The 15,272-nt window shown below is 72.3% G+C and carries 14 protein-coding genes; 5 read left to right on the top strand and 9 right to left on the bottom strand.

All coding sequences use genetic code 11. The features are described from left to right. Window positions 1–3: 3 nt before the first annotated feature. The 6 genes from AAC944_RS29675 to AAC944_RS29650 form a co-directional block, all read right to left on the bottom strand. Window positions 4–1,176, bottom strand: a complete 1,173-nt coding sequence (locus AAC944_RS29675) for a Gfo/Idh/MocA family protein (protein WP_030612665.1) — start codon at window positions 1,174–1,176, stop codon at window positions 4–6. An 80-nt stretch (window positions 1,177–1,256) separates the two neighbouring features. Then, window positions 1,257–2,321: a substrate-binding domain-containing protein gene (locus tag AAC944_RS29670; RefSeq protein WP_030612669.1), complete on the bottom strand. Its 1,065-nt coding sequence runs from the start codon at window positions 2,319–2,321 to the stop codon at window positions 1,257–1,259. Beyond that, window positions 2,318–3,286 carry an ABC transporter permease gene (locus AAC944_RS29665; RefSeq protein WP_030612672.1) on the bottom strand — a complete coding sequence of 323 codons (969 nt, stop codon included), beginning with the start codon at window positions 3,284–3,286 and terminating at the stop codon, window positions 2,318–2,320. The genes AAC944_RS29670 and AAC944_RS29665 overlap by 4 nt, the downstream gene beginning before the upstream one ends. Window positions 3,287–3,345: 59 nt before the next feature. Next, the gene (locus AAC944_RS29660; protein ID WP_051871634.1) at window positions 3,346–4,968 is read right to left on the bottom strand and encodes a sugar ABC transporter ATP-binding protein; all 1,623 of its coding nucleotides are present in this window, start codon (window positions 4,966–4,968) and stop codon (window positions 3,346–3,348) included. A 207-nt stretch (window positions 4,969–5,175) separates the two neighbouring features. Next, a complete protein-coding gene (locus tag AAC944_RS29655) occupies window positions 5,176–6,357 on the bottom strand; it encodes an ROK family transcriptional regulator (protein WP_030612676.1) in 1,182 nt (393 codons plus the stop codon). A gap of 275 nt (window positions 6,358–6,632) precedes the next feature. Beyond that, window positions 6,633–7,466 (bottom strand): SDR family NAD(P)-dependent oxidoreductase, encoded by an 834-nt coding sequence (locus tag AAC944_RS29650; protein WP_037771934.1) that lies wholly within the window; start codon window positions 7,464–7,466, stop codon window positions 6,633–6,635. A 53-nt stretch (window positions 7,467–7,519) separates the two neighbouring features. Here AAC944_RS29650 and AAC944_RS29645 point away from each other — a divergent pair, with 53 nt between their 5' ends. Beyond that, on the top strand, window positions 7,520–8,371 hold the full coding sequence (locus AAC944_RS29645; RefSeq protein WP_030612682.1) for a helix-turn-helix transcriptional regulator: 852 nt from the start codon (window positions 7,520–7,522) through the stop codon (window positions 8,369–8,371). 183 nt (window positions 8,372–8,554) lie between these two features. Here the strand turns inward: AAC944_RS29645 and AAC944_RS29640 are convergent, their stop codons facing one another. Further along, a complete protein-coding gene (locus AAC944_RS29640) occupies window positions 8,555–9,235 on the bottom strand; it encodes a GntR family transcriptional regulator (RefSeq protein ID WP_030612685.1) in 681 nt (226 codons plus the stop codon). A gap of 255 nt (window positions 9,236–9,490) precedes the next feature. Between AAC944_RS29640 and AAC944_RS29635 the strand changes: the two genes are divergently transcribed. From AAC944_RS29635 to fdhD, 3 genes are all read left to right on the top strand, one after another. Continuing rightward, a complete protein-coding gene (locus tag AAC944_RS29635; RefSeq protein ID WP_030612687.1) occupies window positions 9,491–9,940 on the top strand; it encodes an SRPBCC family protein in 450 nt (149 codons plus the stop codon). A 145-nt stretch (window positions 9,941–10,085) separates the two neighbouring features. Next, window positions 10,086–10,916, top strand: coding sequence for an alpha/beta fold hydrolase (locus AAC944_RS29630; RefSeq protein WP_078888476.1), 831 nt, complete (start codon window positions 10,086–10,088; stop codon window positions 10,914–10,916). Window positions 10,917–11,071: 155 nt separating this feature from the next. Further along, window positions 11,072–11,911 carry a formate dehydrogenase accessory sulfurtransferase FdhD gene (fdhD, locus tag AAC944_RS29625; RefSeq protein ID WP_030612692.1) on the top strand — a complete coding sequence of 280 codons (840 nt, stop codon included), beginning with the start codon at window positions 11,072–11,074 and terminating at the stop codon, window positions 11,909–11,911. Window positions 11,912–11,967: 56 nt separating this feature from the next. Here the strand turns inward: fdhD and AAC944_RS29620 are convergent, their stop codons facing one another. Beyond that, window positions 11,968–12,426 carry a MarR family winged helix-turn-helix transcriptional regulator gene (locus tag AAC944_RS29620; RefSeq protein ID WP_030612695.1) on the bottom strand — a complete coding sequence of 153 codons (459 nt, stop codon included), beginning with the start codon at window positions 12,424–12,426 and terminating at the stop codon, window positions 11,968–11,970. 319 nt (window positions 12,427–12,745) lie between these two features. Here AAC944_RS29620 and AAC944_RS29615 point away from each other — a divergent pair, with 319 nt between their 5' ends. Continuing rightward, complete coding sequence (locus AAC944_RS29615; protein ID WP_030612698.1) at window positions 12,746–14,674, top strand: exo-alpha-sialidase; 1,929 nt, start codon at window positions 12,746–12,748, stop codon at window positions 14,672–14,674. A 23-nt stretch (window positions 14,675–14,697) separates the two neighbouring features. Here the strand turns inward: AAC944_RS29615 and AAC944_RS29610 are convergent, their stop codons facing one another. Next, a complete protein-coding gene (locus tag AAC944_RS29610) occupies window positions 14,698–15,267 on the bottom strand; it encodes a putative glycolipid-binding domain-containing protein (protein ID WP_030612702.1) in 570 nt (189 codons plus the stop codon). Window positions 15,268–15,272 lie beyond the last annotated feature (5 nt).

The following is a 15,272-nucleotide window of genomic DNA, read 5'->3' as shown; positions in this document are numbered from 1 at the left end:
TCCTCAGGCCGATACGGGGGTGTAGACGCAGTTCTTCGCGGCGCTCTCCTCCACCGCTGCCAGTACGCGCTGCACACGCAGCCCGTCGGCGAAGGTGGGCGCGGGGTCGGTACCGGCGGCGATGGCATGCACCAGGTCGCGGGCCTGGTGCACGAAGGTGTGCTCGTACCCGAGGCCGTGGCCCGGCGGCCACCAGCCCTCCAGGTACGGGTGGTCCGGCTCGGTGACCAGGATGCGGCGGAAGCCGGCCGCGACGGACGGTTCGGTGTGGTCGTGGAAGGACAGCTCGTTGAGGCGTTCCAGGTCGAAGGAGAGCGAGCCGCGGTCGCCGTTCATCTCGATGCGGAGCGAGTTCTTTCGTCCGGCGGCGACCCGGCTGGCCTCGAAGGACCCCAGCGCACCCGAGGCGAAGCGGCCGGTGAACAGCGCCGCGTCGTCCACGGTCACCTCGTCCGTACCGCCCGAGGGCAGCGGCCGGTGCCGTACGAACGTCTCGGTGACGGCCGAGACGCCCGTCAGCGGCTCCCCCGCCAGATGCTGCGCGAGGTCGACGATGTGGGCGCCGAGGTCGCCCAGGGCGCCGGAACCGGCGCTGTCCTTGCGCAGCCGCCAGGTCATCGGTGCCTGCTCGTCGACCAGCCAGTCCTGGAGGTACGTCGCGCGCAGGTGGCGCAGCCGGCCGATCCGGCCCTCCGCCACGAACCGGCGGGCGAGCGCGGTGGCCGGCGTACGGCGGTAGTTGAAGCCGGTCATGGCGATCCGGCCGCGGGCCCGCGCCGTCTCGGCCGCCGCCACCATGGCCTCCGCCTCCGCGACCGTGTTGGCCAGCGGCTTCTCGCACAGCACGTGCTTGCCGGCTTCGAGGGCCGCGACGGCGATCTCGGCGTGGCTGTCGCCGGGTGTGCAGATGTCGACCAGGTCGACGTCGTCGCGGGCGATCAGGGCCCGCCAGTCGGTCTCCGCCGCGCCCCAGCCGAGGCGGTCGGCGGCGGCGCGTACGGCACCGGCGTCCCGGCCGCAGACGGCGTTCATGGCCGGGCGGAGCGGCAGGTCGAAGGCGCGGGCGACGGTGCGCCAGCCCTGGGAGTGCGCCGCGCCCATGAAGGCGTAGCCGACCATGCCGATCCCCAGCGCGGGGCGGCCGTCGGAGGTGGGGTCCTTCGCGTTGTCGTCCATGCATCACCTCATCGGTGGTGGTCAGGTGTGGGGGTACGGGGCGCGGCCGGGCTCACGAGGCTCCGGCGGGGCGCTCCGTGTCAGTTGAAGCCGGTCGGGAGGTAGTCGTCGACGTTGTCCTTGGTGACGACGGCGGAGTACAGGGTGATGGAGGCGGGGATCTCCAGCTCGGCCATGCCGCCGATGCCCTTGCCCTGGCCGAGCGCGCGGGCCAGGTCGATGGCGGAGGCGGACATGGTGGGCGGGTAGAGCACGGTGGCCTTCAGGACGGAGTTGTCCGCCTTGATGGTGTCCATGACCTTGCGGGAGCCGGCGCCGCCGACCATGAGGAAGCCGTCGCGGCCCGCCTGTTCGATGGCCCGCTCGGCGCCCACGCCCTGGTCGTCGTCGTGGTTCCACAGGGCGTCGAAGTCGGGGTGCGCCTGGAGCAGCCCGGCCATCTTGGACTGGCCGGACTCGACGGTGAACTCGGCGGCCTGCCGCCCCACCTTCTTGATGTTGGGGTAGTTCTTCAGCGCGTCGTCGAAGCCCTGGGTGCGCTGCCGGGTCAGTTCCAGGTTGTCGATCCCGGCCAGCTCGACGACCTTGGCGTTCTTCTTGTCCTTGAGCTGCTCGCCGATGTAGTGCCCGGCATTGAGGCCCATGCCGTAGTTGTCGCCGCCGACCCAGCAGCGGTAGGCCTGCTGGGAGGCGAAGACCCGGTCGAGGTTGACGACGGGGATGCCGGCCCGCATGGCCTTCAGCCCTACCTGGGTGAGCGCCTTGCCGTCGGCGGGCAGGACGACCAGCACGTCGACCTTCTTGTTGATCAGGGTCTCGATCTGCCCGATCTGCTGCGCTGTGTCGTTCGACCCCTCGGTGATCTCCAGGGTGACGTCCTCGTACTGCTTCGCACGGTCCTTGGCGTTCTGGTTGATCGCGTTCAGCCAGCCGTGGTCGGCCTGCGGTCCGGCGAAGCCGATGGTGACCTTCTTGCCGGGCTTGTCGTCGACCCCGCCGGCCTGCTGCTGCTTGCCTGTGCCGGCCGAGGCGTTGTTCTCGTTGCTGGTGCAGGCGGTGAGGAAGGCGCCCGCGGAGACGGCGGCGGCGCCGAAGAGCATGTTCCTGCGGCTGGTTCCGGGAATCCGTGGGGTGTGCTCGGTCATGGCGTGCGGCCCTTCTGTACCAGTACGGCGGCGACGATGATGGCGCCCTTGGCGATCTGCTGGACGGCGGTCTCCAGGTTGTTCAGGGCGAAGAGGTTGGTGATGGTGGTGAAGACGAGGACGCCCAGGACGGAGCCGGTGATGGTGCCGCGGCCGCCGCTGAGCAGGGTGCCGCCGATGATGGCCGCGGCGATGGCGTCGAGCTCGTAGAGGTTTCCGTTGGTGTTCTGTCCGGAGCCGGTCAGCACGATCAGCAGGAACGCCGCGATGCCGCAGCACAGTCCGGACAGCAGGTAGAGCAGCAGCCGCTGGCGGCGTACGTCGATGCCGGCCAGCCGGGCGGCCTCGGGGTTGCCGCCGACCGCGACGGTGCGCCGCCCGAAGGTCGTACGGTTCAGCAGCAGCCAGCCGATGACGGTGACGACGGCGAAGACCAGCACGATGGGCGGGATGCCGAGCAGGTACGCGTCCCGGCGGCCCAGCGCGAGCACCGGGTCGACGGACACGACCTGGGTGCGGCCGTCGCTGATCTGGAGTGCCAGGCCGCGGGCCGAGGCCAGCATGGCGAGGGTGGCGATGAAGGGCACGATCCCGCCGAGCGACACCAGCAGGCCGTTGACCAGCCCGCAGCCCAGGCCCACGCACAGCGCGCACAGCAGGATGCCGCTGAGCCCGAACTGCTGGGTGGCCACGGTCGTCGCCCAGACGGTGGCGAGCGCGACCATCGCGCCGACCGACAGGTCGATGCCGCCGCCGATGATGACGAAGGTGACACCGACGGTGACGACACCGATCACGGATGCCTGGGTGAGCACGAGTTGGAGGTTCTGCACGCTCAGGAACTGCTCGGGCTTGGTGAGCGCGCCGACCAGGACGAGCGCGGCGAGCACGCCGAGCAGCGAGAGGTTGCGGATGTCGGGACGGCGCCGGGCGCGGGTGCCCGGTGCTTCCTTGGCGGGCGGCACGGCCGGGCCCGGCGGTGCGGAGCCCGCCTCGGCCGGGAGGGCGTGTCCTTCGGAGGTGTTCACGGGCGGTCTCCTCGCGGTGTCGGGGCCGGCGTCTCCTCGGGCGCGGTACCTGCCGGGGCCGGTACGGGCCCCGGTCCTTCGCTCATGACCAGGTCGAGCACCCGGTGCTCGTCCAGTGCCGCCGCGTCCCCCTCGTGCACGACCCGGCCCTCGCGCAGGACGAGCACCCGGTCGGCGAGCCCGAGCACTTCGGGCACCTCGCTGGAGACCAGCAGCACGGCCATGCCCTCGTCGGCCAGCCGCCGGATCACCGCGTACAGCTCGGCACGCGCGCCGACGTCCACGCCGCGGGTCGGCTCGTCCAGCAGCAGGACCCGGCAGCCACGGAGCAGCCAGCGGGCCAGTACGGCCTTCTGCTGGTTGCCGCCGGAGAGGGTGCGGACCGGGCGGTCGGGGTCGTCGGGGCGCAGCGACAGGTCACGGGTGGCGGCGCGGGCACCGGCCCGTTCGGCGTGCCGGTCCAGCCAGCCGGCGCGTGCGAAGCGGGGCAGCGAGGAGAGGGAGACGTTACGGCTGACGGACTCCAGGAGCAGCAGCGCCTGGGACTTGCGTTCTTCGGGGGCGAGGCCGATTCCGGCGCGTACGGCGGCGGTGACGCTGCCGGGGCGCAGCGGCCGGCCGTCGACCAGTACCCGGCCCGCGGTGGGCCGCCGGGCGCCGAAGACGGTCTCCAGGATCTCCGAGCGGCCGGAGCCGACGAGCCCGGCGAGGCCGAGGATCTCGCCGGGGTGCAGCTGGAAGTCGACCGGCGCGAACTCGCCCTCGCGGGCGAGGCCTTCGACGCTGAGGACGGGGGCCGGGCGGTCGGTGGCCGCGCGCCGTTCGGGGAAGACGTACTCGACGTCGCGGCCGGTCATCAGGGCGACGATGTCGCGGGTGGGGGTGGCGTGCGCGTCTAGGCCGCGGGCAGCCGTACGGCCGTCCTTCAGTACGGTCACCCGGTCGCCGATCCGGCGGATCTCCTCCAGGCGGTGGGAGATGTAGACGACGGCGACGCCGGCGGAGGTGAGGGCCGTGACGATACGGAAGAGGTTGTCGACCTCGTCGGGGTCGAGCGCGGCGGACGGCTCGTCCATGACGATCAGCCGTACGTCGTGCGAGAGGGCGCGGGCCATCGACGCGATCTGCTGGCCGGCGGCGGAGAGCTCGCCGACGGGGGTGGCGGGATCGATCTCGGGGTGGCCCAGCCGGGCGAGCAGCTCGGCGGTCCGGTCGCGGGCCTCGCCGGTGCGGACGAAGCCGCCGGTGGCGCGTTCGTGGCCGAGGAAGACGTTCTCGGCGACGGACATGTGCTCGACCAGGTCCAGTTCCTGGTAGATGGTGGCGATGCCGAGCCGCATCGCGGCGATCGGGGACTTCAGGGTGACGGTCTCGCCGCGCCAGCGGATCTCGCCGCCGTCCGGCTGGTGCGCTCCGGCCAGCACCTTGATCAGGGTGGACTTGCCCGCACCGTTCTGGCCGAGCAGGCAGTGCACCTCCCCCGCCACCACGTCCAGGTCCACGCCGTCCAGCGCGCGGACGCCGGGGAAGGACTTGGTGATGCCGGTCATGGTGAGCAGCGGTCCGGTGGCTTCGTGCGCCGCGGACGGCGGAGGTGCGGGGCGGTGCGCTGGTGCCATGGCGGGCCTCCTCGGCGGTACGCCGGCGAGCGGGCAGGGCGGATCAGGGCGGAGCGCGTACGGGCGTGCGGCATCGCGAACTGACGATGCGTCACTCAGACAGTGCAGTGATGGCGCAGAGGTGGTGCACGTGCACAGGTGGAGCGGAGGCGGTACGGCGGTGGTGCGGCGGTGCTTCCCCGGTCCCTGCGGTGCCGGGGACATGACTCAGGCCGGTGAGAACAAGTGGTCGCTGATCAGCCGGGCCGCGCCGGTCACACCGGCCAGCGGGCCCAGCTCGCCCAGGACGATAGGGAGGTTGCCGGTCGCCAGGGGCAGCGACTGGTGGTACACCTGCGTGCGGATCGCGGCCAGCAGTGTGTGGCCGAGGCCGGTCACCCCGCCGCCGATCACCACGAGGCCCGGATTGAAGAAGCTGACGAGCCCGGCGATGACCTGCCCGGTGCGGGTGCCACCGGCCTTGATCAGTTCCAGCGCGGTGGCGTCGCCGGCGGAGGCGGCCACGGACACGTCCGAGGCGGCGAGCGCGCCCGCCGCCTCGAGCCGGGCCGCGAGCGTGGCCGACCGGCCCTCGCGCGCCGCGTCCTCCGCGTCCCGGGCGAGCGCGGCACCGCCGAAGTAGGCCTCCAGGCAGCCGGCATTGCCGCAGGCGCAGCGGCGGCCGTCGGGCTCGACCTGGATGTGGCCGATGTCGCCGGCGCTGCCGGTGGTGCCGCGGTAGACCGCGCCGCCGACGACGATGCCGCAGCCGATGCCCGTACCGATCTTGACGCAGAGGAAATCCTGCGAGGTGCGGGCCACCCCCGCGTGCTGCTCCCCCAGCGCCATCAGGTTCACGTCGTTGTCGACCATGACCGGGCAGCCCAGCTCCTGGCTGAGCGCTTCCCGTACGGGGAAGCCGTCCCAGCCCGGCATGATCGGCGGTGCGACGGGCACGCCTTCGGGGAAGCGGACCGGGCCCGGCACGCCGATGCCCGCGCCGTCGAACCCCTCGGCGAGCCCGCTGTCCTTCAACTTGTCCGCCAGCGCGAGGACTTGCTCGAAGACGGCGACCGGCCCGTCCCGGACGTCCATCGGCTGGGTGAGGTGACCGAGTACCTCCAGTTCGGCGTTGGTGACCGCCACGTCGACCGAGGTCGCGCCGATGTCCACGCCGAGGAAGCGCAGCGAGGGCGCGAGCCGGATGTTGTGGGAGCGACGGCCGCCGCGGGAGGCGGCCAGGCCGTCGGCGACGACGAGGCCGGTCTCCAGCAGCCGGTCGACCTCCACCGCCAGCTTGGAACGCGACAGGTCGACCTGGTCACCCAGCTGAGCACGGGAGTTGGGCCCCTGGTCGCGCAGCAGGTGAAGGAGCCGCGCCTGGTGCGCGTTCGCGGGCCTGGCTGTCATGCGCCTCACGCCGCCCCTCCAGCCGTCCTCGGCATAGACCGTCATCGAGAGCCACCGGCGGGAGTTGGCGGGAAACCGCACACCGTCTCGCCGGGCTTTCGAGGGGAACGTAGCAGCGCTTGTCCGCACGAGGAAGTACTACGGACCGAATCCGTACGGACTTTCTCCTGACTCAGGACAAAGCCCGGCTCAGAACCCGGCCCGACTCAGGACAAGGAAGGGTCCGGCGCGCCACGACCGGCGCCTGCCCGCCTGGACGGGACGCCCGTGACGGCTCAGGCTCGCATGCCGCCGTCGACGCGGAGGACCGTGCCGGTGACGTAGGAGGAGCGGTCGCTGAGGAGCCAGGCGGCAGCCTGGGCGATCTCGTCCGGATCGGCGGCGCGGCCCAGCGGGGTCCGGGCGTTGAGCTGCTCGATGGTGCCGGGGGATTTCTCGTCCCACTCGTACAGCATCTCGGTGAGTGTGGTGCCGGGCGCGATGGCGTTGACGCGGATGTTTTCCGGGCCGTAGGTGACGGCTGCCGACGCGGTGAGGCTGTTGACCGCCCGCTTCGCTGCGCCGTAGGCGGGCAATGCGGGGTTGCCCATCAGGCTGCCGACGCTGGAGGTGTTGACGATGGCCCCGCGCTTCGCGGTGGCGCGGATGGCGGCGATCTCGGCGGTCATGGCCAGCCACGGGCCCTTGAGGTTGACGGCGCAGACGTGGTCGAACTCGGCCTCCGAGAGCTGGTCCATCGGGCCGGGCGGCTGGCCCGTCGCGCCGTTGTTGAAGGCCACGTCGAGCCGGCCGTACAGCTCCACGCAGCGGTCGACGGCGGCCCGGACGCTTGCCGGATCGGCCAGGTCGCACACCACGTGGTCCGCGGTGCCGCCGGCCGTCCGGATCTCCTCGGTCACCGCTTCGAGCTGGGTCTGCGTGCGGGCCGCGAGCAGCACTCGGGCCCCCTCCCGGGCGAACAGCCGTGCCGCTGCCGCGCCGATACCGCGACCGGCGCCGGTGAGGAAGGCGACCTTGCCGGCGAGCAGGCCCGAGGCCGTGGTGGAGGTGGTGGAGGTGTTCGGTGTGTGGGTCATGCTGAGGAGCCTGTGTCCGGCCACCGCGATCATCCAGGCACCGGCAGTACCTGGCTGGGCACCGTCACCCCGCGCACACTGGGGGCATGGATCGACGAGAACTGGCTGCCTTCCTGCGCAGCAGGCGCGAGCGCATCACCCCTGGCGACGTGGGGCTGCCTGCCGGGCCGCGCCGCCGCACCCCGGGACTGCGCCGCGAGGAGGTGGCGCAGCTGGCGTTCATCTCGACCGAGTACTACACGCGCCTGGAGCAGGGCCGCGCCCCGCATCCCTCCCGTGAGGTGCTGGGCCAACTCGCCCGTGCGCTGCGCCTGTCGGACGCGGAGCGCGACCATCTCCATCACCTCGCCGGTGCGCCTCCCGCACCCCCGGCCGGGCCTTCGCGGGAAGTGCGGCAGAGCATCGTCGACCTGCTGCACCGGCTGCCGGAGGCCGCGGCCGTCGTGTTGTCGGCGACGTATGAGGTCATCGCCTGGAACGAGCTGGCCGCTGCCTTGCTGGAGGACTTCTCCGTCCTGTCGCGCCGGGACCGGAACCTCATCCGACGCGCCTTCCTCGGTCCGTACCGGCACGGCCGACGGCTGTACGGCGTCTCGGACGCGGACGAGTTCACCCGGACCTCGGTCCAGCACCTGCGCGCCGCGGCAGCTCGCTATCCCAACGACCCTGAAGTGACCGGCCTGGTCAAGGAGCTCCTCGCCGGCAGTGAGGAGTTCGCCGGGCTCTGGGCCACCCACGACGTGACCGCTCGGCCCACCCTCTGCAAGACTTTCGCGCACCCCCTCGTCGGCCCCGTCGCCGTCAACTGCGACGTCCTGGACATCGCTGACCGGGACCAGCGAGTCGTCCTCTACACCGCTGCCCCCGGCTCACCGTCGGAAGAGGCACTGCGGCTGCTGTCCGTCGTCGGCACGCAGCGCATGGGCGTACCCGGCTGACCTGCCCCCAGCCGTGGCCGAGATGCTGTGGGCACCGGTCCCGGGGCGCTCACCGCCTGGCAGAGCGTCTACGACCGCTTCGTCCCGTGTCGCGACGCGGGCGCCCTCGAGGCACCGCTCGACGGAACGATCACGACGACGGCGCCCTCCGCCCCGCCACATGGCCACGGCTGGAGACAGGCCCTACTTCGCCCCCTCGCGCTCGTGGTACGTGCGGCGGGTGTGCTCGGTGTGGGCACGCATAATCTCGGTGGCGCGCTGTCCGTCGCCCTTGGCGATGGCGTCGATCAGCTCGCGGTGCTCGGCCCAGGACCGCTTGCCGCGCTGCCGGGCGACCGGGGTGTAGTACCAGCGCACCCGCCGGCCGACCTGCTCGGCCAGCCCGGCCAGTACGGTGTTGCCCGCCAGGTCCATCACCTTGGCGTGGAAGGCCGCGTTGGTGGCGACGGCGAGGTCCACGTCGTCGTCACGGACCGCCTGTTCACCCCGGTCGCACAGCGCCGCCAGCTCCTCGACGCCCGCCTCCGAGGCGTTGGCGGCGGCCAGCCGGGCCGCCTCGGCCTCCAGCAGCGTGCGCACGCCGAGCAGCTGGTCGGCCTCCTCCTCGGTCGGCTCGTGCACGAATGCGCCCTGGGCAGGGCGCAGATCGACCCAGCCGTCGGTGTTCAGCCGCTGCAGCGCCTCGCGCACCGGCTGGCGGGAGACGCCCAGATGCCCGGCGAGCTCGCTCTCGACGAGGTGCTGACCCGGCTGGAGCGCGCGGGTCGTGATCAGTTCGAGCAGCGCTTCGTAGACCCGTTCGCGCAGCGGGCCGGGGCGTTCGAGCTTCGGCACGGTCCCCTGCGGCAGTCCAGCGGACAGCATCGCGGTCCCCCTCTACGACTCGGATCCGAAACGATCCAGGTGATCCAGGATGATCCAGGACTCACCGGATTGGTTATCGTCTACAGTCTACCGAGCGCCACCGACCCGCCACCGCACGCTCCGGTGATCTGCGTCACCCGGACACTCCGGGCACGGCTCCGTTTTCCCCGTGTCGCCGCGACTTCCCTGTGTCGACCCCGACTGCACGGGTACGCGGGGAGCCCTGCACGTTCCCAGAGAGGAGGAGCCCGGACCATGTCGAAGATCGAAGAGTCGGTCGAGGTTGCCGTCCCGGTGACGAAGGCCTACAACCAGTGGACACAGTTCGAGGAATTCCCCCGCTTCATGGACGGGGTCGAGCGCATCGAGCAGCGCACACCGAAGCTCACGCACTGGGTCACCAAGATCGGCGGAGTGACCCGCGAGTTCGACGCGGAGATCACCGAGCAGATTCCCGACGAGCGGATCGCCTGGACCACGGTGGCCGGTGAGACGCGCCAGGCCGGTGTGGTGACCTTCCACCGCCTCGACGACCAGCACACCAAGGTCATGCTCCAGCTCGACCACGACCCCGAGGGCATCGCCGACACGGTCGGCGACAAGCTCGGCTTCATACGCAGCAAGGCCACCACGGACCTGAAGAACTTCAAGAAGTTCATCGAGTCACGTGGCACGGAGACCGGCGCCTGGCGCGGCGAGGTCTGACCCGGACACCGCCGCCGCGGAACCTTGGGTACGGCGGCCCGGCCGGACTCACCTCCGGCCGGGCCGCCGGCGTGTGCCCGGACGCCGTCGGGTCTCCGCGTGCGTACGCCGGAACATCCCCTGGAGAACGGGCGTTGCGGCGACCATGGAACCGCGACTCACACTCCCGGACGGCACCCGGATCGCCCACGACGCGACGGACACACCGGGCACCGGTGCGGGTACCGGTACCGGCACTGAGGCACCGCTCGCCGTGTACGCCCACGGCATGTCGCTCAGCCGCGACGTCGAGGCCGGGATGGACCTGTTCGGCTGGGACGCGGTGCGCCGGCTGCCCGGCCGGCGGCTGGTCCGCTACGACGCGCGGGGACACGGTGCGTCGACGGGCGGCGCGGACGCGTCCGGCTACACCTACCGGCACTTCGCCGACGACCTGCTCGCACTGCTCGACCGCCTCTCCCCCGGCCGGCCCGTCACCGGCATGGGGTCCTCGCTCGGCAGTGCGACCGTACTGACCGCCGCGGTACGGGAACCCGCACGCTTCGACCGGCTCGTCCTGCTGATCCCGCCGACCGCCTGGGAGACCCGCGCCGCGCAGGCCGGCCTCTACCGCAAGCTCGCCGACGCCACGGAGAAGGGCGGCCCGGAACTGCTCGCCAAGGTCACGGCAGCGGCGCCCGTGCCGTCCTCCCTCGCCGGCGCCCCCGGCTACCCGGCGCGCTCGCTCGGCGTGCACCGCGAGGCGCTGCCTTCCCTGCTGCGCGGTGCCGCGCTGTCCGACCTGCCGGCCCGTGCGGAGATCGCCCGGCTGACCCGGCCGGCCCTGGTGCTCGCATGGGCCGACGACCCGGGCCATCCCGTCTCCACCGCTGAGCAGCTCGCCGGGCTGCTGCCCGGGGCACGGTTGCACGTCTCGGAGGACGCCGCCGACATCCGCACCTGGGGCGACCGCATCGCGGAGTTCCTGGCCGACTGAGCGGACGGCCGACCGAGCGGACGGCCGACCGGGCGGCGGGGCCGGGCGGACGGCTGGGCGGTGGGGGCTGTGGCCGCCGATCTCGCGTACAGGACAATGAGGGGCGAGGGCCGTTCCGGCGGCTGCCACCACCTACAGAACCGGGACTGATCAGTATGGGCAGGGTCACCGAGCGACGGCGCGTCATCCGCATCCGCGACGGAGCCGTGAGCACCCGCCCGGACACCCTGGTCGCCGAGGAGCCGCTGGAGATCCGGCTCGGCGGCAAGCCGCTGGCCATCACGATGCGCACCCCCGGCGACGACTTCGCGCTCGCGGCCGGCTTCCTGGTCAGCGAGGGCGTGCTCGGCAGCGCGGCGGAGCTGGCGAACATCGTGTACTGCGCGGGCGCCACGGAGGAGGGCAGCAACACGTACAACGTGGTCGACGTGCAGCTCGCGCCCGGCGTCGCGGTCCCGGACATCTCCCTCGAACGCAACGTCTACACGACGTCCTCCTGCGGGCTGTGCGGCAAGGCCAGCCTGGACGCCGTGCGGACCACCGCGCGCTTCGCGCTGAAGGACGACGACGGCATGACCGTCGAGCCGGCCACGCTCTCCGTACTGCCCGACCGGCTGCGCGCCGCCCAGCGGGTGTTCGACCGCACCGGCGGGCTGCATGCGGCGGGGCTGTTCTCGGCCGACGGGGAACTGCTGGACCTGCGGGAGGACGTGGGCCGGCACAACGCGGTCGACAAGGTCGTCGGGCGGGCACTGCAACAGGACCGGCTGCCGTTGTCCGACACCGTTCTGATGGTCTCCGGGCGTGCCTCCTTCGAACTCGCCCAGAAGGCCGTGATGGCGGGCATCCCCGTACTCGCCGCGGTCTCCGCGCCCTCCTCACTCGCGGTCGATCTGGCGGCGGAGACCGGCCTGACCCTGGTCGGCTTCCTGCGCGGCAGCTCGATGAACATCTACGCGGGCGAGCACCGCATAGCCCTGGACCCGCTGGGCTGAGGGCCTGTCAGACCCGGCGGGGGCCCCCGGGTCTGACGGTCCGACAGCCGCCGCTCTCAGGTGCCGCGGTCGTCCAGGCCCGGTGCGGCTATCCGGGTGAGCAGGTCGACGAGCTGGTCGCGTTCGGCGGGGGTGAGGGCCGCGGTCAGTTCCGCGTTGGCCGTGTCGCCGAGTTTTTGAGTACGGCGCAGCGTGCGGGTGCCGGCCGGGGAGATGGTGACGGCGTTCTTGCGGCGGTCGCGTGGGTCGGGCGCGCGGACGACCAGTTCCTCCGCGACCAGGTCGTTGACGATCGTGACCATGTCCTTGGGGTCGATGCTCAGGCTGCGGCCCAGGTCCGCCTGGGAGACCGGGCCCAGTTCGGCGACGGCCGACAGCACGGCGTGGTGCATCATCCGCATGCCCTCGCGGGCGAGCGCCTCGGCGACGAGCCGGTGACCGCGGGCGGCGGCGCGGCCGAGGAGCCAGCTGGGCAGAGCACGAATGCGCGCGGGTGTGTAGGGGGTTTCGGCCATGCCTTCAGCGTATCGAGCGGACGCAAAGCCATTGGGGGCTCCAACGTTTCTGCCGTCGGCGGGCCTGCCACCTCCCCACGGCGTACGAGAGGTACACGTGCGGCGTGCGGGCAGGCCCGCTTCCGGCCAATCCGAGTGACGCACACTCCTTGCCGGGGCGCCTGCGGGACAAGTACCTTCCTCCGCACGAACATGGGACGTGGGATGTCCATACGTGGGATGTCCAGATGACCCGTCCGGCGGGCCACCGGGAGCCTCCCGGACCCGTCGCGCGGCCGACGCCGATGCCTCGCCGATGCCTCGAAGGGCAGGTCGGACCATGACGTCAGATCCGAGCGCACTCAACAGTCCCGGCCCGAGACCCGGGCGACGCCGCTGGTGGGCCACGCTGGCCACAGCGGCGATCGCCTTCCTCCCCCCGATTCCCGCGAACGCCCAACCCCCCACCGAGGCCGCCCCCGTCGGTCTCGACCAGCAGGTGCTCTTCAAGGCCTCCCAGGAGAAGGGCTACTCCTGCTTCCGTATCCCCGCGATCGTGACGACCCCGCGCGGCACGCTCCTGGCCTTCGCCGAGGGCCGGGTGGACAACTGTGGGGACGCCGGCGACATAGACCTGGTGATGAAACGGTCCACCGACGGCGGCCGCACCTGGAGTCCGCTCCAGGTCGTCAATGAGGGCGGCGGCGACACGCACGGCAACCCGGCACCGGTCGTGGACCGCCGCACCGGGCGCGTCGTCCTCGCCGAGACCTACAACAAGGGCCGGGACGACGCCGCCAACTGCGACGTGCCCTGCGACCGCAGACCGCACATGCAGATCAGCGACGACGACGGGCGCACCTGGTCGAAGCCGAAGGACATGACCCCCGCGCTCCGGCCGCCGTCGTGGAACTCCTGGTACGCGACCGGCCCCGTGCACGGCATCCAGCTGACCCGCGGGCGGCACGCCGGGCGGCTGGTCTACACCGTCAACGCCGAAAGCTACGGAGGCGGCCGTATAACGGCCAACCACGCCGCCCTCATGTACAGCGACGACGGCGGCAGGACCTGGCGCACCGGTGCGCTCGACACCTGGCGCACCGCTTCTGACGGAACGTTCCGTCAGAAGCCGTCTGAGATGACGCTCGTGGAGCGCTCGGACGGGACGATCTACGTCAACGGGCGCGAGCAGGACGGCACCGACCTGGGCCACCGTACGGCGGCCGTCAGCCGGGACGGCGGCAAGTCCTTCGCCCGGCCGTTCGAGGCCATTCCCGACCTGTACTCGCCCATGGTCCAGGGCTCGATGCTGCGGCTGCAGCCGCGGTCGCCCGGCAGCCCGGGCCGGCTGCTGTTCGCCGCGCCGGCCGACCCGGACCGGCGGCGCACCATGACCATCCGTTCCTCGTACGACGAGGGCCGTACATGGGAGGGGGTGGACCGGGGCGCCCGGATCACCACCGACTGGTCGGGCTACTCGGACCTGGCGAACATCAGGCCTGGCGAGGTCGGGCTGCTCTACGAGGGCGGCGCGGTGGACGCGCGGGACGAGATCCGCTTCGCGCGGTTCACCGAGGAGTGGCTCGGGCCGCGCCGCGGTCCGGACCCGACCACGCCGGACCACGGGTTCGGCGCCCGGCCGGCCGCCGTCCTGGGCGGCGCCCGCGCCACCGAGGGCCGTTTCGGGCAGGCGCTGGCGTTCGACGGCAAGGACGATGCCGTCCGGCTGCCGTTCCGCTCCTCGCTGCCGCTGGGCGACCGCGACTTCACGTGCAGCCTCTGGTTCCGGTACGAGGCGAAGAGCGGCGAGCAGCCGCTGCTGTGGATGGGCGGCGTGGGCAGCAGGGCGCCGCAGGTGGCGCTGCGCGCCGACCCCGCCAAGGACCGGCTGACGGCGGACCTCACGGCGCTGACCGGCGCCGGGCCCGCGAAGTCGGCGCAGGTCACCGCGGCCGGCGCGGCCAACGACGGACGCTGGCACCACCTGGCGCTGCGCCGGTCGGGCGGCCGGCTGACGCTCACGGTGGACGGGACCAGGACCACGTCGGTGGCGGACGTTCCCGGGTCGGTCAGCCGGAACGACACGTTCGGGGTGCACCTCGGCCAGAAGCCGGACTCCCGGTCGCACTTCACCGGCGCGCTGGACGACGTACGCGTCTACCGGCGGGCCCTGAGCGACCGTGAGCTGGCCGATGTCCGCGAGCGCAACCTGCCGGCCGCGGCGCCGGCCGTGCTCCGGCTGCCGCTGGACCGGGTGCGGGGGAACTGAGGGGGTGCGGAGGGGGCGGCCGGTCAGCGGGTCTGGGTGCGCTGCGCCAGGTCCGGATAGCCGACGATCAGGCCGTCCCCGTCGCACTCCAGGTCACGCTGGAAGGCGCCCGAGGTGTACCGCACCCGGGCGCCTTCCTCCGTACGGGCGAGGTGCTCGTACCGCTGCGGGGAGGGCTGGACCGCCAGCTCCGGCACCGACACCCACGCCATCACGAAGTCGTGTTCACCCGGGGAGCGGTGCAGCCCGTGGCGCAGCAGCGGCATCGTGTTGGTGAGGGGGCACAGTCCGAGGTCGCAGTCGAGCGCGGCGGCCAGTCCCGCCAGCGGCTCACCGCCCGCCGTCCACCGGCCCTCGTCGTCCCGCCGCAGGTCCAGCTCGCGGCTGCCGGCCGCGCTCTCGGCACGTACCCGCAGCCGCCGCGTCACGAAGTCCTCGCCGGTCTCCAGCTCGTACGTGATCCAGTAGGCCTCCGGTACGGTGCCCACCGCCCGGCCGTGCGCGGACAGCGTCCGCTCGCCGAGGTCGACCCACGCGGTCTCGATGCCCTTGCTCGCGGTGACGTCCCAGGTGAGAACGTGATGGCCCGTCATGCAGG

The sequence above is a fragment of the Streptomyces sclerotialus genome (assembly GCF_040907265.1).
GTDB classification, from domain to species: Bacteria; Actinomycetota; Actinomycetes; order Streptomycetales; family Streptomycetaceae; genus Streptomyces; species Streptomyces sclerotialus.
This window is presented reverse-complemented; position numbering and strand designations above follow the sequence as displayed.

Bases quoted from the DNA above. Each gene is read 5' to 3' on its own strand.
- fdhD (WP_030612692.1), top strand. From the start codon at position 11,072: ATGGGCAGGGTCACCGAGCGACGGCGCGTCATCCGCATCCGCGACGGA.
- AAC944_RS29655 (WP_030612676.1), bottom strand. From the start codon at position 6,357: ATGACAGCCAGGCCCGCGAACGCGCACCAGGCGCGGCTCCTTCACCTG.
- AAC944_RS29610 (WP_030612702.1), bottom strand. From the start codon at position 15,267: ATGACGGGCCATCACGTTCTCACCTGGGACGTCACCGCGAGCAAGGGC.
- AAC944_RS29660 (WP_051871634.1), bottom strand. From the start codon at position 4,968: ATGGCACCAGCGCACCGCCCCGCACCTCCGCCGTCCGCGGCGCACGAA.
- AAC944_RS29675 (WP_030612665.1), bottom strand. From the start codon at position 1,176: ATGGACGACAACGCGAAGGACCCCACCTCCGACGGCCGCCCCGCGCTG.
- AAC944_RS29670 (WP_030612669.1), bottom strand. From the start codon at position 2,321: ATGACCGAGCACACCCCACGGATTCCCGGAACCAGCCGCAGGAACATG.
- AAC944_RS29620 (WP_030612695.1), bottom strand. From the start codon at position 12,426: ATGGCCGAAACCCCCTACACACCCGCGCGCATTCGTGCTCTGCCCAGC.
- AAC944_RS29650 (WP_037771934.1), bottom strand. From the start codon at position 7,466: ATGATCGCGGTGGCCGGACACAGGCTCCTCAGCATGACCCACACACCG.
- AAC944_RS29630 (WP_078888476.1), top strand. From the start codon at position 10,086: ATGGAACCGCGACTCACACTCCCGGACGGCACCCGGATCGCCCACGAC.
- AAC944_RS29635 (WP_030612687.1), top strand. From the start codon at position 9,491: ATGTCGAAGATCGAAGAGTCGGTCGAGGTTGCCGTCCCGGTGACGAAG.
- AAC944_RS29640 (WP_030612685.1), bottom strand. From the start codon at position 9,235: ATGCTGTCCGCTGGACTGCCGCAGGGGACCGTGCCGAAGCTCGAACGC.
- AAC944_RS29615 (WP_030612698.1), top strand. From the start codon at position 12,746: ATGACGTCAGATCCGAGCGCACTCAACAGTCCCGGCCCGAGACCCGGG.
- AAC944_RS29645 (WP_030612682.1), top strand. From the start codon at position 7,520: ATGGATCGACGAGAACTGGCTGCCTTCCTGCGCAGCAGGCGCGAGCGC.